The 20,977-nt window shown below is 60.1% G+C and carries 23 protein-coding genes and 1 tRNA gene; 20 read left to right on the top strand and 4 right to left on the bottom strand.

The genetic code is table 11. The features are described 5' to 3' along the window. Positions 1-265: 265 nt before the first annotated feature. Entirely contained in the window at positions 266-1,189 is a 924-nt protein-coding gene (locus tag QD357_RS05765; protein WP_107109870.1) for a DUF1003 domain-containing protein, read from the top strand. A 121-nt stretch (positions 1,190-1,310) separates the two neighbouring features. Here the strand turns inward: QD357_RS05765 and QD357_RS05760 are convergent, their stop codons facing one another. After that, positions 1,311-1,583 (bottom strand): hypothetical protein, encoded by a 273-nt coding sequence (locus QD357_RS05760; RefSeq protein WP_107109871.1) that lies wholly within the window; start codon positions 1,581-1,583, stop codon positions 1,311-1,313. Between the two features lie 284 nt (positions 1,584-1,867). On the opposite strand from QD357_RS05760, the gene QD357_RS05755 reads away from it, so the two are divergent. After that, positions 1,868-2,086 (top strand): hypothetical protein, encoded by a 219-nt coding sequence (locus tag QD357_RS05755; RefSeq protein WP_028751596.1) that lies wholly within the window; start codon positions 1,868-1,870, stop codon positions 2,084-2,086. Positions 2,087-3,001: 915 nt separating this feature from the next. Beyond that, a complete protein-coding gene (locus QD357_RS05750; RefSeq protein ID WP_107109873.1) occupies positions 3,002-3,310 on the top strand; it encodes a hypothetical protein in 309 nt (102 codons plus the stop codon). A 41-nt stretch (positions 3,311-3,351) separates the two neighbouring features. Here the strand turns inward: QD357_RS05750 and QD357_RS05745 are convergent. Next, positions 3,352-3,441: transfer RNA gene (locus QD357_RS05745), tRNA-Ser, on the bottom strand. Positions 3,442-3,748: 307 nt separating this feature from the next. Between QD357_RS05745 and rplU the strand changes: the two genes are divergently transcribed. The 4 genes from rplU to QD357_RS05725 all read left to right on the top strand — a co-directional run bounded on the left by rplU (position 3,749) and on the right by QD357_RS05725 (position 5,714). Next, positions 3,749-4,066 carry a 50S ribosomal protein L21 gene (gene rplU / locus QD357_RS05740; protein ID WP_028753733.1) on the top strand — a complete coding sequence of 106 codons (318 nt, stop codon included), beginning with the start codon at positions 3,749-3,751 and terminating at the stop codon, positions 4,064-4,066. 32 nt (positions 4,067-4,098) lie between these two features. Then, positions 4,099-4,368 (top strand): 50S ribosomal protein L27, encoded by a 270-nt coding sequence (rpmA, locus tag QD357_RS05735; RefSeq protein WP_028753734.1) that lies wholly within the window; start codon positions 4,099-4,101, stop codon positions 4,366-4,368. 126 nt (positions 4,369-4,494) lie between these two features. Beyond that, positions 4,495-5,130, top strand: a complete 636-nt coding sequence (locus tag QD357_RS05730; protein WP_107109886.1) for a GNAT family N-acetyltransferase — start codon at positions 4,495-4,497, stop codon at positions 5,128-5,130. After that, complete coding sequence (locus tag QD357_RS05725; protein ID WP_107109887.1) at positions 5,127-5,714, top strand: GNAT family N-acetyltransferase; 588 nt, start codon at positions 5,127-5,129, stop codon at positions 5,712-5,714. Before QD357_RS05730 ends, QD357_RS05725 begins: the two co-directional genes overlap by 4 nt. A 44-nt stretch (positions 5,715-5,758) precedes the next feature. Here QD357_RS05725 and QD357_RS05720 read toward each other — a convergent pair whose 3' ends face one another. Beyond that, positions 5,759-6,610: an endonuclease/exonuclease/phosphatase family protein gene (locus QD357_RS05720; protein WP_107109888.1), complete on the bottom strand. Its 852-nt coding sequence runs from the start codon at positions 6,608-6,610 to the stop codon at positions 5,759-5,761. A gap of 181 nt (positions 6,611-6,791) precedes the next feature. Here QD357_RS05720 and obgE point away from each other — a divergent pair, with 181 nt between their 5' ends. The 7 genes from obgE (at position 6,792) to modC (ending at position 14,309) form a co-directional block, all read left to right on the top strand. After that, complete coding sequence (obgE, locus tag QD357_RS05715) at positions 6,792-7,913, top strand: GTPase ObgE (RefSeq protein ID WP_107109889.1); 1,122 nt, start codon at positions 6,792-6,794, stop codon at positions 7,911-7,913. Then, entirely contained in the window at positions 7,910-9,079 is a 1,170-nt protein-coding gene (gene proB, locus QD357_RS05710; RefSeq protein WP_107109890.1) for a glutamate 5-kinase, read from the top strand. Before obgE ends, proB begins: the two co-directional genes overlap by 4 nt. After that, on the top strand, positions 9,072-10,355 hold the full coding sequence (locus tag QD357_RS05705; protein ID WP_107109891.1) for a glutamate-5-semialdehyde dehydrogenase: 1,284 nt from the start codon (positions 9,072-9,074) through the stop codon (positions 10,353-10,355). Before proB ends, QD357_RS05705 begins: the two co-directional genes overlap by 8 nt. Before the next feature lie 37 nt (positions 10,356-10,392). Beyond that, on the top strand, positions 10,393-10,974 hold the full coding sequence (locus QD357_RS05700; RefSeq protein ID WP_245407539.1) for a nicotinate-nucleotide adenylyltransferase: 582 nt from the start codon (positions 10,393-10,395) through the stop codon (positions 10,972-10,974). 678 nt (positions 10,975-11,652) lie between these two features. Further along, positions 11,653-12,450 carry a molybdate ABC transporter substrate-binding protein gene (modA, locus tag QD357_RS05695; protein ID WP_107109893.1) on the top strand — a complete coding sequence of 266 codons (798 nt, stop codon included), beginning with the start codon at positions 11,653-11,655 and terminating at the stop codon, positions 12,448-12,450. Positions 12,451-12,537: 87 nt separating this feature from the next. Continuing rightward, positions 12,538-13,239: a molybdate ABC transporter permease subunit gene (gene modB, locus QD357_RS05690; protein WP_107109894.1), complete on the top strand. Its 702-nt coding sequence runs from the start codon at positions 12,538-12,540 to the stop codon at positions 13,237-13,239. Further along, a complete protein-coding gene (modC, locus tag QD357_RS05685; protein ID WP_107109895.1) occupies positions 13,236-14,309 on the top strand; it encodes a molybdenum ABC transporter ATP-binding protein in 1,074 nt (357 codons plus the stop codon). Before modB ends, modC begins: the two co-directional genes overlap by 4 nt. A gap of 6 nt (positions 14,310-14,315) precedes the next feature. Here the strand turns inward: modC and QD357_RS05680 are convergent, their stop codons facing one another. Beyond that, positions 14,316-14,708, bottom strand: a complete 393-nt coding sequence (locus QD357_RS05680; protein WP_107109896.1) for a winged helix-turn-helix domain-containing protein — start codon at positions 14,706-14,708, stop codon at positions 14,316-14,318. Between the two features lie 274 nt (positions 14,709-14,982). Between QD357_RS05680 and rsfS the strand changes: the two genes are divergently transcribed. From rsfS to QD357_RS05650, 6 genes are all read left to right on the top strand, one after another. Beyond that, positions 14,983-15,429 (top strand): ribosome silencing factor, encoded by a 447-nt coding sequence (gene rsfS, locus QD357_RS05675; protein ID WP_107109958.1) that lies wholly within the window; start codon positions 14,983-14,985, stop codon positions 15,427-15,429. Positions 15,430-15,544: 115 nt separating this feature from the next. After that, positions 15,545-16,027 carry a 23S rRNA (pseudouridine(1915)-N(3))-methyltransferase RlmH gene (gene rlmH, locus QD357_RS05670; protein ID WP_107109897.1) on the top strand — a complete coding sequence of 161 codons (483 nt, stop codon included), beginning with the start codon at positions 15,545-15,547 and terminating at the stop codon, positions 16,025-16,027. Between the two features lie 180 nt (positions 16,028-16,207). Further along, positions 16,208-17,683 (top strand): murein hydrolase activator EnvC family protein, encoded by a 1,476-nt coding sequence (locus QD357_RS05665; RefSeq protein WP_414124100.1) that lies wholly within the window; start codon positions 16,208-16,210, stop codon positions 17,681-17,683. Beyond that, positions 17,673-19,001, top strand: a complete 1,329-nt coding sequence (locus QD357_RS05660) for a S41 family peptidase (protein WP_104824886.1) — start codon at positions 17,673-17,675, stop codon at positions 18,999-19,001. Before QD357_RS05665 ends, QD357_RS05660 begins: the two co-directional genes overlap by 11 nt. A gap of 221 nt (positions 19,002-19,222) precedes the next feature. Beyond that, entirely contained in the window at positions 19,223-20,407 is a 1,185-nt protein-coding gene (locus QD357_RS05655) for a divergent polysaccharide deacetylase family protein (protein WP_107109899.1), read from the top strand. A gap of 16 nt (positions 20,408-20,423) precedes the next feature. Next, on the top strand, positions 20,424-20,963 hold the full coding sequence (locus QD357_RS05650; protein WP_107109900.1) for an RNA pyrophosphohydrolase: 540 nt from the start codon (positions 20,424-20,426) through the stop codon (positions 20,961-20,963). The last annotated feature ends 14 nt before the right edge of the window (positions 20,964-20,977 follow it).

The following is a 20,977-nucleotide window of genomic DNA, read 5'->3' as shown; positions in this document are numbered from 1 at the left end:
CAAGGACTCACGGGTCGGTTGTTAAATGTTGCTGTACTTTGCTGGCGATGAACGGATGTAGCGCTATTCGCTCCGCCGACCGCAATTTATTTGCCATTGTTTAGGATAAGAGCGCTAGGAAGCATTTACAGCGAACGGGTGGCCGACCGAGACTGAGGCGAAACTGGAACAGTTTTCTAGGAGTCGATCGCGCAGTCAATTTACAGTCACAATCCTGTTCCGATCATCGGCTAGACGAACGAGCAACTGCGAAAGAGGGCGGCATATGACAGAGACAAAGACCTTTGATCCGGCGGAAGGCATCGTCGACTTTGACGCGGGCGAAGGTGAAGCAGCGACCGTGGTGATGGACGACTACACGAAAAGCCTCGCCCGGGCGAAGGCCAAGTCCGTCAAGCTCGTCGACGCTATCACCGGCGCAACGCTCAAGAAGAAGGATGCGGTGCATTTTGATGACCTGCGCCCCTCGCTTGCGGAATTCGTGCGCCACAGACATCCGGACATCCGCTCCGACGACTATATCAGCCGCAAGGCGATGGACGATTATCGCGCCCAATATATCGCCGAACTGCTGGTAGACGAGCGCGGCGAACTTTCCAACCTCGAAGACGAAGTCGTCGAAAGCCTGAAGACGCACGACACGCTCGCCGAGAACATCGAAGAGGACTACGAGGATCATCGCTCCATCGGCGACCGCATGGCCGATATGGTCGCGTCCTTCGGCGGAAGCTGGACCTTCATCATCTCGTTCTGCTTGTTTCTGACGGTGTGGATGGGCATCAACCTCGCCATGGGCGAAAAGAGCGCCTTCGACGTCTATCCCTTCATCCTGTTGAACCTGATCCTTTCAACGATCGCCGCCCTGCAGGCGCCGATCATCATGATGAGCCAGCGCCGGCAGGAAGCTAAGGACCGCTTGCGCGCCCTCAACGACTACAAGGTCAACCTGAAGGCCGAATTGGAAATCCGCCACCTGCATGAAAAAGTCGACCATCTCCTCAATCGCCAATGGGAGCGGCTGACCGAAATCCAGCAGATCCAGATCGAGATGATGCTGGAACAGGCCAAGGCGGCCACCCGCGCGCTGAAGGTCAGCAAGGCATCGAAAGTGAAGACCAATGCCTTGAAGAACCTCTTCGGCGGCAAGCCCAAGCCGGAAGCCGAGGAGCCGGAGGATTCGGCGGAATAAAGCCGATTGGCTTGGTGGGCGCCGCCCGCCAGGCCTGCCGTCTTAACACATGCTCGTACATTCAGAGGCCGCCATTGTCCCCTCGGCCTCTTCTCTCGAACAGAAAAATACGCCTGGTTTCCTATGGCTGCGGATGAACGGCCATCCGCGCTCCCGTGGGCGCATATTCGCTCGACGACAGGCCGGAAGCCCGCCGGCAGCATAGCCGAACCCCGTCGGAAACGTATTTCTTGTTGTAGACGCAGGGAGCCCTCTCCGCGGTGCCGGGCAGCAACAAAGCGCTTTCCGCGATCTCGGCTGCGGGTATTATCGACGACACACGGATAATGTTTTGCGCCGCATCAGCGGCCGTAGCACCCCAAAATACGACGAGAAAACACACGATCGTTCTCATGCCCCTCTCCTTTATGTTAGAAATTAAACAATAAACCTGAAGTTGTTTGTCGTCAATTTAACACTCTTAAGGTAGCTAGAACGGATGAGGCTGGCACGCGACGCAGCTCTGCCGGATGCGATTTTCGCGATGCTGCACAAGACGATAGATCGAATAAGCTCAGCATTGTGGGCCTGGGAAGGACGCTAGGCGACGTAATACCTACGTGTTAGCCACCATAGTAAGGTTGACTCGCGGTTTGCGCGTCCTAAGCTTCACCTTGGAACTACCACTGAGGTGTCGCCATGACCTACTTCGAGGAGACCAAAAGAATAGCATGCGAAAATGACGCCGGGCGCCGCATCGTCATTATCGAACAATTGAAATGGCCCAAATTCGCCTTCTCGGACCGACCGGGAGGCCCCGTCTTCGACTACATGACGGAAGACGGACAGATCGCCAACAAGCTGGACGACGAGAACTTCCTTTTGCTCCTGACGGACGAAGTCTTCCATCGCGCCTAGCGCACCCGCTTTCGGGTGAAATCGCCAGCAAACGGAAAAATGCCCCTGGAGTCAAAGACCGGAGCGACCTTTGTGCGTTCAAATGAACGCACGGCGCTCTGACCGAACAAGTCAGCCTCCATCACAAGCGCGGCAAGCTTCGCACATCCCTCATACAAGATACTCCTAATGCGCCGTTGAACTCGGCGCAAATAGAGAAGGGGGATATAGTTATGGACTACGACTGGGACGGCGTGAAGACACGCCGCATGAGGATGCTGAAGCTCGGCATATCACTATTCATCTTCGCGATGACCTTGGTAGGGCCGACGATGTTTCTTTTACATTTTAGGTAGGGAAGGGCGTATTTAATCGGCGGGCTAGAGCTTGGCCGTAGGCGGAAGCCGCTGACGCTTGGCGGAAAGTCAGCATGCTGCGCAAGCAATATGGCGACGGAGAGGCGAATTCGACCACTCTGCCATCTCTTCGGGTATGTTGGTCGACGCATTTGAAGCGCAGGCGTTCTCAATAACGATAGAAGAATGGGTGGCAATTTGGGACACCTTCCGAAGTATCGTTTCTCTGCAGAGTTTTGAGCGCAATTGCCTCACGGAGATTGTCTCAGGATTGTCGAAAGCATTGATGCCGCTTTGATTGATACCATCGTCTGGCACGAGATCGGGACAAGTTGATGACAACGTTGATTAAAATCCTAAAGATTGAATTTATCGGCCTCTAGCATATGGCGAGCTAGTCTCTCTCCAGACAACTTTTCCTTTGGTTGAGGCCGGAATGATTAGGATTGCTGGACCCTTGGCTCTCTGCGCAGTGACGCTGGGCTCATGCTCGGGTGAGAACCAAAGTCCGGACGTGCAGAAATTTGAACGGAGCGAACTCCACGCCCTAGGCAGATCCTGCAACGGAGATTTTTTTGCTGTGCGCGATGGCAATTTTGTGTGGGTCAGCGGCCTAGAAACGCAGATTGTTCAGAAGGATGTTAAGATAGCTGATCTTGGATCACATCGAATCGCCATCACTGCCACCTTCAAGGCGGGAAGCATCGTTACAACGTTCGCGTTAAATGACGCAGGAAACATCGCGAAGGTCGCGGACATAACATTCAACACAGATCTGCCCCCAGAAGCATGGGCCAGAGCCGGCATTGATCGTGAGCAATTCGATGCGAAGCTAAAACAGTTTAAGACCATCCCGACAATGGTGCTTTGTCCGCCAGCGGCCACTTAGGCTGTGATGTCTCTTAAACTCAGCCTCGGCTGAGCGAAAAATGGCGGAGAGGGTGGGATTTGAACCCACGATGCCCTTGCAGGCATGCCGCATTTCGAGTGCGGTGCATTCGACCACTCTGCCACCTCTCCGGTTATGCTGGTCGGCGCGTTTCTCAGCGCGGGCTGTCTCATAGCGAGAGAAGGATGGGATGGCAAGGGTGAATATTCAAGCTTTTCATCCTTTTGCCTTGACAGATCACAGGCCCTTATATATCCCGTGCGACGCAATAGGTGTGGATAAGTCCGTGCCTTGGCCGCCCTGCTTTGTGCGGGGCTTCACCGGCAGATCCTTTTCGAGGCCGCAAGCCTTTGAAATCCCTGCTAAATTTAGACTGATAAAAAGACGGCCGCTCGCCTTTGTGGTGAGAGAGCCGGAACGAACATGAAAGGATAAAAAATGTTCGCAGTCATCAAGACCGGCGGTAAGCAGTACCGTGTGGCAGCAAACGACGTGCTGACCATCGAGAAGCTGGAAGTCACCGCCGGCGACACCGTAGAATTCACCGAAGTCCTCGTTATCGGCGAAGGCGCCGACGCTGCGATTGGTGCTCCCTTCGTCAAGGGCGCTTCCGTCAAGGCCGAAGTGGTCGAGCACAACCGCGGCAAGAAGGTCATCGCCTTCAAGAAGCGCCGTCGTCAGAACTCGAAGCGTTCGCGCGGCCATCGCCAGCATCACACGGTCGTCCGTATCACGGACATCGTGGCTGCCAAGTAAGTAACGGGATCAAGGTTTAAAGGAGAACTCCAATGGCACACAAAAAAGCTGGCGGTTCCTCGCGCAACGGTCGCGATTCCGAATCCAAGCGCCTTGGCGTGAAGAAGTTCGGCGGCGAAGCCGTCCTCGCAGGCAACATCATCGTGCGTCAGCGCGGTACGCAGTGGCATCCGGGTTCCAACGTTGGCCTCGGCAAGGATCACACGATTTTTGCGCTTACGGCGGGCAACGTGAACTACCGTACGAAGGCCAATGGCCGCGTGTACGTATCTGTAATGCCGAAAGCGGAAGCAGCGGAATAAGCCGGTAGCGCTCTAAAACAGCCGGCGTCTCATCGACCCGGCTGACGCATCAGGTTCAGTCAAGAAAAAAGGGGAGATGGGGCGCCATCTCCCCTTTTTCTTTACCCCAACCAGGAGGACTGAACCATGCAAGGCGAATTGTTAAGGGAAGACCAATCGAGGTCTCCCGAAGAACGGCTGAGGCCGGAGCGGTTAAGGACCGATTGCCCTGTCTTATTGTCGGAAAGGCTCGTCATGCGCGCGCCCCACGAAGAAGACATTGACGCCCTTGCCCATCTCGCCAACAACGCCAACGTCGCCACAATGGTATCGCGTATGCCGCACCCGTATACGACCAATGATGCCGCCGATTTCGTGCGACGCACGAAGCTTGGCGAGATTGGCAAGTGCGTCTATGCGATCACCAAAGCCGAAAACGGCGCCTTTCTCGGTTGCTGCGGCGTCGAGCCGACGGCCGACCCAGAGACCGTCGAGATCGGCTATTGGCTGGGCGAGCCCTATTGGAACAAGGGCTACATGACGGAAGCCGCCCATGCCCTGATCGACATGGTCTTCCGGACGCGCGAAAACGTCGCCCAGATCGATGCCCGTTGCCGGGTGATGAACGTCGCCTCCAGGCGAGTCTTGCAGAAGTGCGGCTTCCAGTTCCAGGGATCCGGCCTTGCCGCATCGCTGGCGCTTGGCAGCACGGTATCGGTCGAATGGTACCGGCTCGACCGCAAGACCTGGATGTCATTGCGTAGCTGGGGAGGTCTGAGATGAACGCCGCCATCCTCCCCCGCCGTGACGTCAGGCCCCTGACGCCCGGACCGACGCCGGTCATCCGGACCGAGCGGCTGACGCTGCGCCCGCACCGGCTCGGCGACGCCGACTCGATGACGGAATCCCTGTCGGATTTCGCCGTCACCCGCATGCTGGCCCGTGTGCCGGTGCCATACGACCGACAGGATGCGCTGGATTGGCTGATCCCGCGCACCGCCGGCCTCGAGAGCGACTGGATGCTGGCCATCACCGAGCGCGACGATGTCCATATCGGCTGCGTCGGCATCGATCTCCGGCATGGCCGCTGGCATCTCGGCTACTGGCTGAACCGCTACTACTGGCGGCGCGGCATCATGAGCGAGGCTGTCGCGGCCGCGCTCGAGCGCTTCGCCCGTCGCATGCCCGAGGTCGCCGTGTTCTCCGGCGTCTTCGCCGACAATCCGGCGTCGTTGAAGCTGCAGCAGAAGCTCGGCTTCGACATCATCGGCTGCGCGGAGGTCTACAGCTTCGCCCGCAACACCATGGTTCCGCATATCGAAACCGTGCTGAAGCCGGGCGCGCTGCGGCTCTCGCAGGCGGCATGAGGCCCCGAAACAGTCATCGCCGGCTCTGTCCGGCGATGACACCTTTATCCGTCGATCTCAATCCACACCGGAAAATGATCGGACCCTTCCGCATCGATATCCACATGGGCCGATCGCAGACGATCACTGAGCCCGCAACTGATGAAGCAATAGTCGAGATGCATGCGCTTGCTACGATCGTTCGGATCCATCCAGCTATAAGCTTCCGGCTTCAGCCAGCCGGCGGCATCGAGCGCGTCGGTCGGCACGTCGAAGCGCGGCAGACGGCCGTAGAAGGCGTCTTTCAGGCCGGCAAGCGCACAATATTCCGGCGATTCCGGCACCATGTTGAAATCGCCCATCAGGACAAAATCCTCCGGCAGCGGCGGATCGGGGAGGTCGATCTCGATTGCGCCTGTCAGCGAACCGCCATCGCGCGCAAAGTTGATCGCATGATCCCGAAGACAGTGGATCTGGCGGATGCGCTCGTCCGGAGAGACGTGGTCGAGCTGCACGGAATAGGCCCGGATGGCGGCGCCGGGCGCATGGATCACCGCCTCGACGGCAGCGCGCTGCAGATTGAGTTTGGAAAGCGTGCGGCTGCGCGGCAGAAGCAACGTCCGTGTCGCAACGATCGGCCAGCGCGACAGCACCATATTGCCGAACTGAAAGCGGAGATCGCGTGGACCGGCGCCGAGCGGCAGCAGGTCCATCCCCACCCCATAGATGGAGTAATAGCCGGGCAGCAACGCTTCGATCGCCGCGACCATGTCGATGCCGCCGTTGCGGGCGAAGCCGCGGGTTACCTCCTGCAAGGCAATAATATCGGCGCCCGCAAGGTTGGCGACGATGCGTTCGAGATCATATCTACCGTCGAGGCCGAAGCCGTACTGGATGTTATAGCTCACCAACTTCACGATAATCTTTGACCTCCGGCTGAACGGCCTATATCGAAGGCGACATGACGGGCAAATGACCGCGCCGCCTGTCCTGGCGGACATGCAGAGGACGCGGTAACAATTGAAAAGAGCGCAGAGGCTTTCTTGAATCCCATTCGATCTCAGGGGTTATGCGCCAATACCGAGTGACGGAAGTAAAATGAAATTTCTCGACGAAGCAAAGGTCTATATTCGGTCTGGTGATGGCGGCGCGGGTAGCGTCTCCTTCCGGCGTGAGAAATTCATCGAGTTCGGCGGTCCCGACGGCGGTGATGGCGGCCGCGGCGGCGATGTCTGGGTCGAGGCTGTCAACGGGCTGAATACGCTGATCGATTTCCGCTATCAGCAGCATTTCAAGGCCACGATCGGCATGCACGGCATGGGCAAGAACCGCGCCGGCGCCAAGGGCGCCGACGTGACGCTGAAGGTCCCGGTTGGCACGCAGATTTTCGAGGAAGACGAAGAAACCCTGATCTGCGACCTGACGCAGGAGGGCCAGCGCTTTCGTCTCGCCGCCGGCGGCAATGGCGGCTTCGGCAACGCCTATTTCAAATCCTCGGTCAATCAGGCGCCCGATTGGGCCAATCCCGGCCTGCCGGGCGAGGAAAAGACCATTTGGCTGCGGTTGAAGCTGATTGCCGATGCCGGTCTCGTCGGCCTGCCGAATGCCGGCAAGTCGACCTTCCTTGCCGCCGTCAGCCGCGCCCGGCCGAAGATAGCCAACTATCCGTTCACGACTCTTCATCCCAATCTCGGCGTCGCCACCATCGACAGCCAGGAATTCATTCTGGCCGATATTCCCGGCCTGATCGAAGGCGCGCATGAGGGTGTGGGCATCGGCGACCGTTTTCTCGGTCATGTCGAGCGCACCCGCGTGCTGCTGCATCTCGTCTCCGCCCAGGAAGAAAAGGTCGGCAAGGCCTACAAGACCGTCAAGCACGAGCTGGAAGCCTATGGCAACGACATCACCGACAAGCCGGAGATCGTCGCACTGTCGCAGATCGACGTGCTGGACGACGAAACTCTGAAGAAGAAGACCCGCGAACTGGCGCGCGCCTGCGGCAAGACGCCGTTCCGCATTTCCGCCATCACCGGCAGCGGCATGACCGAGGTGCTGCGCGCTTTGCGTGACGTGATCGTCGAGGCGAATGCAGGCATCCAGGAAGAGAAGCCGGCGAAAGCGCCGAAGCTGCGCCACCGCGACATGCAGCCCTCCGCCGGTGCGGACGAAGATGAAGGCGATCATGGGCGCCTCAGTGACGACGGGGATTATCAGGGATGACTGCCCGCAAGCCACTCGAGCGCTACCGCCGTATCGTCATCAAGATCGGCTCCGCCCTTCTCGTCGACCGCAAGGCAGGCCTGAAGAAGGCCTGGCTTGATGGCATGTGCGCCGATATTGCCGGGTTGAAGGCCAAAGGCGTCGATGTCCTCGTCGTCTCCTCCGGCGCCATTGCGCTCGGCCGATCCGTGCTCGACCTGCCCTCCGGCGCGCTGAAGCTGGAGGAAAGCCAGGCAGCGGCCGCCGTCGGTCAGATTTCTCTGGCGCGCGCCTGGTCCGAAAGCCTGTCGCATGACGATATCGTCGCCGGCCAGATCCTGCTGACGCTCGGCGACACCGAAGAGCGCCGCCGCTATCTCAACGCCCGCGCCACCATCAATCAGCTCCTGAAGATCAGGGCCGTGCCGATCATCAACGAAAACGACACGGTCGCCACCAGCGAAATCCGCTATGGCGACAATGATCGCCTCGCCGCCCGCGTCGCCACCATGACCGGCGCCGACCTGTTGATCCTGCTGTCCGACATTGATGGGCTCTACACTGCTCCGCCGCATCTCGATACGCAGGCAAAATTCCTCGAAACGATCGCCGAGATCACGCCGGACATCGAAGCCATGGCCGGCGGCGCCGCTTCGGAACTGTCGCGTGGCGGCATGCGCACCAAGATCGATGCCGGCAAGATCGCGACCGGCGCCGGCTGCGCCATGATCATCGCCTCGGGCAAGACGGATCGGCCGTTGAACGCCATCGCAAACGGCGCGCGCTCCTCCTGGTTCGCGCCTTCGGGCACGCCGGTCACCGCCCGCAAGACCTGGATTGCCGGACAGTTGCAGCCGGCCGGTGAGCTGCATGTCGACGAGGGCGCCGTCACCGCGCTCGGAGCCGGCAAGAGCCTGCTGCCCGCCGGCGTGCGCAGCATCGTCGGCCATTTCAGCCGCGGCGACACCATTGCCGTCATCGGCCCGTCCGGCCGGGAAATCGCCCGTGGCCTTGTCGGTTACGATGCCGAGGAGGCCCGCCAGATCACCGGCCGCAAGTCGACGGAGATCGAGGCGATCCTCGGTTACCCCGGCCGCGCCGCCATGGTGCACCGCGACGACCTCGTCATGACTGCGTCCGTCAAGACGAAGGCCGAGAAATTGAAGAAGGATGAAGCCCATGCTTGATACCGTCGCACAAAGCCCCGACATCGATACTTTGATGAACGATATCGGCCGCAAGGCCCGGGCTGCGTCGCGACCTCTGGCCTTCGCTTCGACCGAGAGCAAGAACAAGGCCTTGGAAGCCATGGCGGATGCCATTCTGGCCCGCAAGGATCATATCCTTACCGAGAACGCCAAGGACCTGAAAGACGTCGAAGGCACGGATATGCTCGCCTCCTTCGTCGATCGCCTGACGCTGAACGACAAGCGCGTCATCGAGATGGCCGAAGGCATTCGCGCCATCGCCGCACTGGCCGATCCCGTGGGTGAAGTCATCGCCGCCTGGGATCGTCCGAACGGCCTGAAGATCGAGCGTGCGCGCACCCCGCTCGGCGTCATCGGCGTTATCTTCGAAAGCCGGCCGAACGTCACCGCCGATGCCGGCGCGCTGTGCCTGAAGGCCGGCAATGCCGTGATCCTGCGCTGCGGCAGCGATTCGCGCCGGTCGTCCCAGGCGATTCATGAATGCCTGGTCGAAGGGCTGAAGGCGGCGGGCCTGCCGGAGCACGCCATTCAGCTCGTGCCCGTCAGCGACCGCGCCGCCGTCGGCGCCATGCTGCGCGGCCTCGAAGGCAATATCGACGTTATCGTGCCGCGCGGCGGCAAGAGCCTCGTCGCTCGCGTCCAGACCGAGGCAGGCGTGCCGGTCTTCGCGCATCTGGAAGGCCTCTGCCACATCTACATCGATGCCTCGGCCGATCTGGAAATGGCTAAATCCATCGTCGTCAACGCCAAGATGCGCCGCACGGGCATCTGCGGCGCGGCCGAAACGCTGCTGGTCGATTCGAAGGTCGCTTCCACCCATTTGAAGCCGCTGCTCGATGGCCTTGCCGCGGCAGGCTGCGAAATCCGCGGTTCCGCCGATGTGCTCAAGCTGATGCCCGGCCTCAAGGCGGCAACGGAAGAGGACTGGTCGACCGAATATCTGGCCGCGATCATCTCGGTCGCGCTGGTCGACGGCATTTCCGGCGCCATCGCCCATATCGGCAAATATTCGTCGAACCACACCGAAGCCGTGATTGCCGAGGATGCCGCAGTCGTCGAACGCTTCTTCACCGAGATCGATTCGGCGATCCTGCTGCACAACGCCTCGACGCAATTTGCCGATGGCGGCGAGTTCGGCATGGGCGCGGAGATCGGCATCGCCACCGGCAAGATGCATGCGCGCGGGCCGGTCGGCGTGGAACAGCTTACCTCCTTCAAATATCGCGTGCGCGGCACCGGACAGATACGGGCCTGACGTGCATAGAGAAGAGATCGATTACCGCTATCAGCGCATGCCACATGCCGAACGCGGCATGGTAGTCGGTCTTTTCGGCGGCTCCTTCAATCCGCCGCATCAGGGCCATGCCCTGGTGGCTGAAATCGCACTCCGCCGGCTCGGCCTCGACCAACTCTGGTGGATGGTAACGCCGGGCAATCCGCTGAAGAGCCGTAATCATCTCGCGCCGCTTGCCGAACGCATCGCGCTCAGCGAGGCGATCACCCATGATCCGCGCATCAAGGTGACGGCTTTCGAGCAGACGCTCGGTATGAGCTACACGGCCAATACGCTCGCCTACGTCAAGGCGCGCAATACCCACGTTCACTTCATCTGGGTCATGGGCGCCGATAGCCTCAATACGTTTCACCGCTGGCAGAAATGGCAGGAGATTGCCCGCACCTTTCCGATCGCCGTCATCGACCGGCCGGGATCGACGCTGTCCTATCTCTCCGCAAAAATGGCCAAGACGTTTCACTACGCGCGCGTCGACGAGGACGACGCCCGGGTCTTGTGGAAAAAACCGGCGCCCGCCTGGACCTTCATCCACGGCCGGCGCTCGACATTGAGCTCTACCGCCCTGCGCGCAGCACAATGACCGCTTAGAGCAGTTCCAGGAAAAGTGCGCAGCGGTTTTCCGTCCGGAATGCGTCAAAACAAAGGGATAGAGCGGGAAGGCAATTCCTTGAAACGCTGGACCGCTCTGGACGCAATATCGACTCTAAATTTTTCGGAAAAACCTCCAAAATGAAAAAGCCCGACGGGGGAGGAGATCCGTCGGGCTTTCAAACCTGATCAGCAACTGGGAGGAGGAGAGTTGCTGATCCATATCGAAAGGCATTGGGAGGAGGAGATCGCCGTTTCGATGATTATGTTTTAGCAGATTTGACCAAATGATAAAACGCTGATAGCGCAATGCAGCAATGCATTATCATCATAGCTATGAAAACGATCTGCCCAAAAACGCTTCTTTTTCATGATCTGACCAGGAACCCTGGGCTGTCTCAAGAATAGCACGCCTGAAAACTCCTGTGAAATTGCACGATTCTTAACGTTACGTCTTACGCCGTGAGCGTTTGCCAGTGCGCTGAGCGAATCAAGCCATGCATTTCTGCAGTAACAAAGCAGCCCAATATGCGCCCCAAAGGCAAATCCCTATAAAATTCGTAGAGTTACGTCCCTCAACAACGCTATGTTTTCCAAAATATATCCCTAGCCAAGCTTCTTCGGTCGTTATATCTCTCGCAATACGACGACACCTTTCGGGAGAAGCATGATGGCCTCGAGCCGCCGCCAATGGATCAAACTTGCAATCGCCGCCCTTTCCGCCGCCTGGCTTGGCATATCCGCAATTCCTGCGCCGGCCTTTGCCGCCGACAAGATCACCGTCTTTGCCGCTGCGAGCATGAAAAACGCGCTGGATAACATCGACGCTGCCTTCACCAAGGAAACCGGCAAGCAGGTCACCGTCTCCTATGCAGCAAGCGGACCTCTGGCCAAGCAGCTCGAAAACGGTGCGCCGGCCGACGTCTTCATCTCCGCCGACACCGACTGGATGGACTATGTCGCCAAGAAAAAGCTGATCAAGGACGACAGCCGCGTCAACCTGCTCGGCAACAAGATCGTTCTCGTCTCCGCCAAGGACAAGGCTAAGCCCGTCGAGGTGAAGCAGGGTATGGACCTTGCAGGCCTTCTCGGCGATGGACGCCTGGCGATCGGCCAGCCGGAATCGGTGCCGGCAGGCAAATACGGCAAAGCGGCGCTGGAAAAGCTTGGCGTCTGGTCTTCCGTCGAGAAGAAGGTCGCCGGTGCTGAAAGCGTGCGCGCCGCGCTCGCGCTGGTTTCACGCGGCGAAGCGCCCTACGGCATCGTCTACCAGACCGACGTTTCCGCCGATCCGGGCGTCGCCGTCGTCGGCACCTTTCCGGAAGACAGCCATCCGCCGATCATCTATCCGATCGCGATCACGGCCAGCAGCACCAATCCAGACACGCAGGCCTATGTCGATTATCTGAAATCGGCTAAGGCTGTTCCGTTCTTCGAGCATGAAGGCTTTACGGTTCTGAAGCGCTGAGCGCTATCGCTCGACCGTAGGCAAAAAGCTCATCTCTACAGGCTCGCCGGCTAATGGCGGGCCTGACATGTCTTTGCGAGGCCGGACTTGGACGCATTGGGTTTGAGCAGCGATGAATGGACGGCGATCGAGCTGAGCCTGCGCGTCTCGACCGTCGCCATGCTGGTGAGCCTGCCCTTCGGCATTGCCGCCGCGATGGTGCTTGCGCGCGGTAAATTCTGGGGTAAATCGATCTTCAACGGCATCATCCACCTGCCGCTGATCCTGCCGCCCGTCGTCACCGGCTTTATCCTCCTCATCCTCTTTGGCCGCAAAGGCCCGATCGGTGCTTTGCTCGACCAATATCTCGGTATCGTCTTCTCCTTCCGCTGGACCGGCGCAGCACTTGCCTGCGGCGTGATGGGCTTTCCGCTGATGGTCAGAAGCATCCGCCTGTCGATCGAAGCGGTCGATCGCAAACTTGAGGAGGCCGCTGGTACGCTTGGTGCCAGCCCGCTCTGGATATTCCTCACCGTGACCTTGCCGCTGATCCTGCCCGGCATCATCGCCGGCATGATCCTGTCCTTCGCCAAGGCCATGGGCGAATTCGGCGCCACCATCACCTTCGTCTCCAACATTCCAGGCGAAACACAGACGCTGTCGTCGGCGATCTACACCTTTACGCAGGTTCCCGGCGGCGATGCCGGTGCGCTGCGGCTGACGATCGTCGCCATCGTCATTTCCATGGTGGCATTGCTCGCCTCCGAATTCCTCGCTTATCTCGCCGGCAAGAGGGTGGATTGGGAATGACGCTGACCGTCGACATCCGCCATCGATTGGGCGCTTTCTCGCTCGAGGCCGCTTTCACTTCCGACGGCGGCGTCACGGCCCTGTTCGGCCGCTCCGGCTCCGGCAAGACCTCGATCATCCGCATCATCGCCGGCCTGATCCAACCCGATCATGGCCGCGTCGACCTTGATGGCACAGTGCTCGCAGATACCGACGCCGATGTCTTCGTCCCGCGCCACCGCCGCCATTTCGGCTATGTCTTTCAGGAAGCGCGGCTGTTTCCGCATCTTTCCGTGCGGCAGAACCTGAATTACGGCCGGTGGTTCGCGCCGAAGAGCGCACGCAGCGAAAGCTTCGATGGAGTCGTCGATCTCCTCGGCATCGAAACGCTTCTCGATCGACGGCCTGCGAAACTTTCCGGCGGCGAAAAGCAGCGTGTCGCCATCGGTCGCGCCCTGCTGTCGTCACCGCGGTTGCTGCTGATGGACGAACCGCTGGCCGCACTCGACGAGGCCCGCAAAGCCGAGATCCTGCCCTATCTCGAACGGCTCCGCGACGAGACGAAGGTGCCGATCATCTATGTCAGCCATTCCATCGCCGAGGTAGCGCGGCTGGCCAACCGTGTCGTTATGATGCGCGACGGCAAGGTGGAGGCAACGGGAGCGGCGGTCGACATCTTCAGCCAGCTTTCCGGCCCGCAGGCTATCGACCGTCGCGAAGCCGGCGTTCTGCTCGAAGGCCGCGTGGAACATATCGACCGCGAGCACCGCCTGACCATCGTGGCGCTGAGAGCGGCAAAGCTCTTCGTACCCGGCGAAGCGGCTGCAATCGGCAAGACCGTTCGCGTCCATATCCCCGCCCGCGACGTCATACTGGCAACGGCGCGGCCAGAAGGTCTCAGCGCCCTCAATATCCTCGAAGGCCGGGTGCTTGCCATTGGCACAGCCGCCGACGGCACCGTGGAAGTAAAGGTGGATTGCGGCGGCGACACCGTACTTGCCCGCATCACGCAGTTTTCGTCTGAACGGTTGGGTCTGCAGATCGGATTGCCCGTCCATGCGGTCATCAAGACCGTAGCGCTCGAATCGTAAGCGCGATCAGGACTCTGTTTGCGGCTCTGCGGCGGCCTCTGCGGGGTTGCGATTGGCCTCCAGCCATTCGAGATCGCCGGCAATCGCTGCCCGTACAGAGTTCTCCATGCCGCGGAACCGCCGCAGTAATTCCTCGCCGAACGGCGTTAATGCAGCGCCGCCGCCATTCTGGCCGCCGCGCTGGGATTCGACCACCGGCTCCTGGAACATATGGTTCAATTCGCTGATCAGCAGCCAGGCGCGGCGATAGGACATGTCCATGGCCCGGCCGGCCGCCGAGATCGAGCCGGTTTCGCGAATATGTTCAAGCAGTTCCATCTTGCCGCGACCAAGCCGGTCCTGTCCCGGAAAATTGATCCGGAGAATGGGCTTCAGGGACTGTTGCGGGGCTTTGGTCATGGCGTCGGAGCGTTTCGATCTGCTCCTGTGTATACGCGTCCTTGGCTCGCCTGTACATGGGAAGCGGGAGGGCGGCGGCCTCTGCCGAATTTTACATCACCTAACGTGAGTTGGCGCCTCCGTTGAGGAGTTGCGTGGACAATTGCCCATATATGGTGCGAAAGCGGTGAAAAATACCACAAAAGCTTGTCTTTACGTCCAATAGATGACAACCAGCGTCTTGAAACCTTAATGCTTTGGTGCCTATCTTTAAGGCGTGATCGACTCAGATCATGTGCCTGTTCTGTTACTCAAGGAAGGAAGAGCACTGACAACAGTACACGCCAAGGGAAGAACGCCTGTCGTTATCCCGAAGAGCCCGGAACGTGGCGTCGATGCCGCTGCCCGCGCCCTGCAAGCCGTCCTCGTAAGCCTCGAGGACTCCAAGGCCGAAAATATCGTCACCATCAACATTGCTGGCAAGTCCGCGCTTGGAGACCACATGGTCGTCGTCTCCGGACGCTCGAACCGGCATGTCCTGGCGATCGCCGACCATCTGATCACCGACCTCAAGGACGAAGGCCTGGGCAATGCCCGCGTCGAAGGCCTGGAAGGCGGCGACTGGGTGCTGATCGACACGGGTGACATCATCATTCACGTGTTCCGTCCCGAGATTCGCGAGTTCTACAACATCGAAAAGATGTGGGCAGCACCCGATCTCGACGAAGGCACGCTGCACTAACCTGTTCCGGGCATTATTCCCGGTCCCGGTTAGTAGTATCGAATCGCCGGACATGTTTGTCCGGCAACGATCTATATTTGTGCCGCCATGATGGCGGATATGCTTGGGAGCGGGAATGCGGATAGGTCTTTTTGCCGTGGGACGGTTGAAAACCGGCCCTGAAAAGGATCTTGCGGCCCGCTATCTCGACCGTTTCGCCAAGGCTGGTCCGGCAATCGGCCTCGAATTGGCGCGCATGACCGAAGTCGCCGAAAGCCGCGCATCCAACGGCGAGACGCGCAAGCGCGAAGAAGCGGTCCTGTTGCAGAAAGCGCATCCGGACGGCGGCGTCCTCATCCTCCTCGACGAGCGCGGCAAGGCGCTAGACAGCGAAGCCTTTGCCACTTTGCTCGGCACATTCCGCGATCAGGGCAAGCGCGATCTTACGATTGCCATCGGCGGTGCCGACGGTCTCGACCCCTCCCTTTACGACAAGGCCGACGCGACCATCTGCCTCGGCAAAATGACCTGGCCGCACCAGCTTGTGCGCATTCTCATCGCCGAACAGCTCTACCGCGCCGTCACCATTCTGTCCGGCCACCCGTACCACCGGGTTTGATGTCTTCTGCTTGGAATCGAAAAGCTCGAAAACAGTTTGGCTTTCCGATATTTTGCGTTAACGGAACGCTCACACAGGCGTGTTTTGATTCCCGCCGCAAAATTGATGATGCTTCCTAGATAATCGCGCCAAACCGGTTTAATTTCACGCGATTTGAAGGGGCTAAGCCCAAACGACTGGATGAGAAAAACCCCGCCCACGCTTTTCCGCTTGCTGCTGCCCTCCCTGGCAGTGTGCCTTGGCGTCGGCGTCTATCTGGAAAGTCCGTTTCAATTCCGGGACATGGCCCTGGCGCAGGAAGATGACGGTGCTTCGCCCGCTCTCGCGCCAACCAAAGACGATCAGCCCGTCGCCACATCGACCGCACCATCGGCGCAGCAGCCGGAACAGGCGCCAGATCCGGCCGCCGACCTTGCTCGGAAGCGCGACCAGACCCGCGCCGAGCTGCAGGAATTATCAAAGACGATCAGCCTTTCCTCCGACAAGACGAAAGCCCTGGAAGACAGCATCGCTTCGCTCGACAAGAGCACCGACAGCCTGCGCCAAGCGTTGATTGACAGCGCCGCCCGCCGAAGGGATATGGACCGCAAGATTCAGCAGAGCGAAAAGACGCTGACCGATCTCGCGGTCAAGGAAGACAAGATCCGCCAATCGCTGCATGAGCGCCGTGCGCTGCTGGCCGAAGTTCTGGGCGCGCTGGAACGCATGGGCCGCAACCCGCCGCCGGCGCTGCTGGTGACGCCCGACGATGCGCTTGCTTCCGTGCGTAGCGCCATCCTGCTCGGCGCCGTCGTTCCCGGCATGCGCAAGGAGACGGACAAGCTCATCGCCGACCTCACCGATCTCACCAAGCTGCATGCCGCCACCGCGGCAGAAAAGGCTGATCTCACGGCCACCATGACCAACAGTCTGGAGGAAGAACGGCGCATGGACATGCTGATCGCCGAAAACGACAAGCTCAGCCATGAGAACGCCGCCAAACTGGATGCCGAGCGCAAGCGTTCCGAGGAATTGGCGGGCCAGGCGACCAGTCTCGAGGGCCTCGTCGCGTCGCTGGAAAGCCAGATCGGCTCGGTGCGCGATGCCGCCGCCGCGGCCCGCGCGGAAGAGGCCCGCCGCGAGCAGATGACCGATCAGCAGCGCGAACAGGCAAAGGCCCTGGCCGAAAACGGTGTGCCCGATAAAAACCGCATTGCGCCCGCATATCCGTTTTCCGACCTTAAACGGAAATTGGAGCTGCCTGTGGCGGGTGATATTCTCCGCCAGTTCGGCGACGATGATGGTACGGGGCATACGGCGATGGGCCTGACCGTCGCAACCGGCCCCGATGTGCTCGTCACCGCTCCCGCCGATGGGACGGTCGTTTACGCCGGCGCGTTTCGCAGCTATGGCCAGATGGTTATTCTCGATACCGGCGACGGCTACCATATGGTGCTGTCGGGAATGGACGCGATCAAGACGCGTCTGGGCAAATTTGTCTTCGCTGGCGAACCGCTTGCTGTGATGGGCCAAAAAAGAGTCGCGAGCGCGACTGCATTGGCGCTGGAAACGGATCGGCCAACGCTTTACATTGAATTTCGAAAAGATGGGAAGCCGGTCGATTCTCGGCCTTGGTGGACCTCCAAAGACACTGGAAAGGCACGCAATGATACGTAGGGCTTCTCTTGTTCTCGTTGGCGCATTGATGGGTGCGACCGCGATGAGCGTCATCTACACGGCGGTAGCGCCGGCGGAAGCCGCAGGCGCTTCCACGTACAAGGAACTGTCGATTTTCGGCGACGTCTTTGAACGTGTGCGCGCGCAGTACGTAACGCCGCCCCAGGAAGACAAGCTTATTGAAGCCGCCATCAACGGCATGCTGTCCTCGCTGGACCCGCATTCGAGCTACATGAATGCCAAGGACGCCGACGATATGCGCACCCAGACCAAGGGTGAATTCGGCGGTCTCGGCATCGAAGTGACCATGGACAACGACCTGGTCAAGGTCATCACGCCGATCGACGACACGCCCGCCGCCAAAGCCGGTGTTCTCGCCGGCGACTACATCACCGCCATCGACGGCCAGTCGGTCCGCGGCCTCAAGCTGGAAGACGCCGTCGAGAAGATGCGCGGCGCCGTCAAGACGCCGATCAAGCTGACGCTGATGCGCAAGGGCGCCGACAAGCCGATCGAACTCACCATCATCCGTGACGTGATCGCCGTTGCTGCCGTCAAGTCGCGCGAAGAGGGCGGCGATGTCGGTTATCTCCGCATCATCTCCTTCACCGAAAAGACCACGCCGGACCTGGAAGCCGCGATCGCCAAGATCAAGAAGGATATCCCGGCTGACAAGTTGAAGGGCTATGTCCTCGACCTGCGCCTCAATCCGGGCGGTCTGCTCGACCAGGCGATCAACGTCGCTGACGATGTGCTGGAGCGTGGCGAAGTCGTCTCGACCCGCGGCCGCAACCCGGACGAAACCCGCCGCTTCAACGCCGGCCCGGGCGATCTGACCGACGGCAAGCCGATCATCGTGCTCATCAACGGCGGTTCGGCATCGGCATCGGAAATCGTTGCCGGCGCCCTGCAGGATCTGCGCCGCGCCACCGTTCTCGGCACCCAATCCTTCGGCAAGGGCTCCGTGCAGACCATCATCCCGCTTGGCGATGGCAACGGCGCGCTGCGTCTGACGACGGCGCTCTATTACACGCCGTCGGGCCGTTCGATCCAGGGCACCGGTATTACGCCTGACGTCAAGGTCGACGAGCCGCTGCCGGATGACCTGAAGGGCAAGCTGGTGACGGAAGGCGAATCCAGCCTGCCGGGCCACATCAAGGGCCAGAGCGAAACCGATCAGGGCTCCGGCTCGGCCGCCTACGTGCCGCCGGATCCGAAGGACGACGTCCAGCTCAACTACGCGCTCGACCTGTTGCGTGGCGCAAAGACCGACCCGTCCTTCCCGCCGAACCCGGAAAAGGCGGTTTCCTCCAAGTAAGGAAATAGCGCCGGGCTGGAAACAGACCCGGCGCGTTCATATCAAGAGCGAGGTGACTCATCTCATCTCGCTCTAACTATTTGAATAAGCAGGATCTTATTCGAAATCCATTTTGGATCTGCTTGAGTGTTTTGAATCTGGAGCGTCCTTCCGCTTTGATGGTTGCATGACAGCGGAAGGCACAGGGGCAGACAGTTTCCCTTTTGGGGTGGATACGGACTTTGGGAACGGATTTGCATGCACCGCTGGGCCAGAACCGCGGCTCTGGCCGCAAGCCGCGGCGTCCGCCCTTCGGGCGCATCCTCGCCGGCTTCTGCCTGATCGCGATCGCCAGTTTTTCGCTCTATTCGGCACTGCTGCGCGACAACCTGCAGAAAACTCCCCCCGTCGAGACCACAGCGAAGGTATCGCCGCCTCAAGCCGACGATAAGCAGGCTACAGCCGATCAAACCCCGGGCCTGAAGCAGGTCGATCCGCAATCCGGCGCCGATACGCATCGGGTCATCACCAGCGATGGTTCCGTTGTGACCATGTTCAGCCCGAACACCCGCGATGGCGATGGCCCCGTACTGATCAATGCCAATCAGGTCGGCCAGGATCCGCGCATGGCGGCAACGCCGAACGACAGCCTGCTGGAGGATTCGCCTTTCGGCAAGCTGCCGATTACCGCGCCCGGTGGCTTGAGACCGATGGACCAATATGCGCGGCCATGGTCCGGCGCCCGCGGCACGCGCATCGCCATCGTCGTCAGCGGCCTCGGCCTCAGCCAGACCGGCACGCAGCGCGCCATCGAGAAACTGCCGGAGGATATCACGCTCGCCTTTGCCGCCAGCGGCAACAGTCTGCAGCGCTGGATGCAGGAGGCGCGGCGGGGCGGCCATGAGATTCTGATCCAGGTACCTTTCGAGCCGTTCGATTATCCCAGCAACAATCCGGGACCGGATACGCTTCTGACCTCGCAGCCGGCGGCCAAGAATATCGAAGACCTGCACAAGGCCATGGCCGAAATCACCAATTATACCGGCGTGATGAACTATCTCGGCGGGCGATTCCTGTCGAATGCCGGCGCCATGGAACCCGTCATGCGCGATATCGGCAAGCGCGGCCTGCTGTTCCTCGACGACGGCTCCTCGGCGCAGTCCAAATCCGGTACTATCGCCAAGGCGCTGGAGATGCCGCATGCCTTTGCGGATCTGCAGCTCGACGGAGAATTGAAGCAGGATGCCATTCTGAAGAAGCTCGACGAGCTGGAGCGCATCGCGCGCCGCAATGGATCGGCAATCGGCGTTGCATCCGCTTTCGACGAGAGCGTCGACGCCATTAGCAAATGGAGCGAGGAGGCAGCCATGCGCGGCATTGAGATCGTCGCCGTCTCCGCCCTCGCCGACGACCCAAAACATCCCTGAGGCTTAGAGGATAATCATGAGCAAGAGCCACTTCCCCGTCAGAGCTGAAGACCTGCCCTATCGCGCTTGCGTCGGCATCATGGTGCTCAACCGCGATGGGCTGGTCTGGGCCGGCAAGCGCATCCCGGACGGCAATTCCGAATATGACGGCTCTCCGCATCTCTGGCAGATGCCGCAGGGTGGCATAGACGAGGGCGAAGACCCGCTGGCGGCGGCCTATCGCGAGCTCTACGAAGAGACCGGCATGAAGACCGTGACCCTGCTCGCCGAAGCCAAGGACTGGATCAATTACGATCTGCCGCCGCAGTTGATCGGCATCGGCCTCAGGGGAAAATTCCGCGGCCAGACCCAGCGCTGGTTCGCCTTCCGCTTCGACGGCGACGAGAGCGAAATCGCCATCAACCCGCCGCCTGGCGGTCATGAGCCGGAATTCGATGCCTGGGATTGGAAGCCGATGGCAGAGCTGCCCGGCCTGATCGTCGCGTTCAAACGGTCGGTCTACGAACAGGTCGTCGCCGAATTCCAACATCTGGCCGGTCTGAAGGCGGAAGATTGAGGGCGTTCCGGCCA

The sequence above is a fragment of the Rhizobium sp. BR 317 genome (assembly GCF_047445835.1).
In the GTDB taxonomy this organism is placed as follows: Bacteria; Pseudomonadota; Alphaproteobacteria; order Rhizobiales; family Rhizobiaceae; genus Rhizobium; species Rhizobium paranaense.
This window is presented reverse-complemented; position numbering and strand designations above follow the sequence as displayed.

Excerpts from the sequence above, each read along its gene's own strand:
- proB (WP_107109890.1), top strand. The coding sequence starts at position 7,910 with ATGACTGCCCGCAAGCCACTCGAGCGCTACCGCCGTATCGTCATCAAG.
- QD357_RS05760 (WP_107109871.1), bottom strand. The coding sequence starts at position 1,583 with ATGAGAACGATCGTGTGTTTTCTCGTCGTATTTTGGGGTGCTACGGCC.
- rplU (WP_028753733.1), top strand. The coding sequence starts at position 3,749 with ATGTTCGCAGTCATCAAGACCGGCGGTAAGCAGTACCGTGTGGCAGCA.
- QD357_RS05665 (WP_414124100.1), top strand. The coding sequence starts at position 16,208 with ATGAGAAAAACCCCGCCCACGCTTTTCCGCTTGCTGCTGCCCTCCCTG.
- QD357_RS05650 (WP_107109900.1), top strand. The coding sequence starts at position 20,424 with ATGAGCAAGAGCCACTTCCCCGTCAGAGCTGAAGACCTGCCCTATCGC.
- rlmH (WP_107109897.1), top strand. The coding sequence starts at position 15,545 with ATGCGGATAGGTCTTTTTGCCGTGGGACGGTTGAAAACCGGCCCTGAA.
- QD357_RS05680 (WP_107109896.1), bottom strand. The coding sequence starts at position 14,708 with ATGACCAAAGCCCCGCAACAGTCCCTGAAGCCCATTCTCCGGATCAAT.
- QD357_RS05660 (WP_104824886.1), top strand. The coding sequence starts at position 17,673 with ATGATACGTAGGGCTTCTCTTGTTCTCGTTGGCGCATTGATGGGTGCG.
- modC (WP_107109895.1), top strand. The coding sequence starts at position 13,236 with ATGACGCTGACCGTCGACATCCGCCATCGATTGGGCGCTTTCTCGCTC.
- rpmA (WP_028753734.1), top strand. The coding sequence starts at position 4,099 with ATGGCACACAAAAAAGCTGGCGGTTCCTCGCGCAACGGTCGCGATTCC.
- modA (WP_107109893.1), top strand. The coding sequence starts at position 11,653 with ATGGCCTCGAGCCGCCGCCAATGGATCAAACTTGCAATCGCCGCCCTT.
- QD357_RS05705 (WP_107109891.1), top strand. The coding sequence starts at position 9,072 with ATGCTTGATACCGTCGCACAAAGCCCCGACATCGATACTTTGATGAAC.
- QD357_RS05725 (WP_107109887.1), top strand. The coding sequence starts at position 5,127 with ATGAACGCCGCCATCCTCCCCCGCCGTGACGTCAGGCCCCTGACGCCC.
- QD357_RS05730 (WP_107109886.1), top strand. The coding sequence starts at position 4,495 with ATGCAAGGCGAATTGTTAAGGGAAGACCAATCGAGGTCTCCCGAAGAA.
- QD357_RS05755 (WP_028751596.1), top strand. The coding sequence starts at position 1,868 with ATGACCTACTTCGAGGAGACCAAAAGAATAGCATGCGAAAATGACGCC.
- QD357_RS05765 (WP_107109870.1), top strand. The coding sequence starts at position 266 with ATGACAGAGACAAAGACCTTTGATCCGGCGGAAGGCATCGTCGACTTT.
- QD357_RS05700 (WP_245407539.1), top strand. The coding sequence starts at position 10,393 with ATGCCACATGCCGAACGCGGCATGGTAGTCGGTCTTTTCGGCGGCTCC.
- obgE (WP_107109889.1), top strand. The coding sequence starts at position 6,792 with ATGAAATTTCTCGACGAAGCAAAGGTCTATATTCGGTCTGGTGATGGC.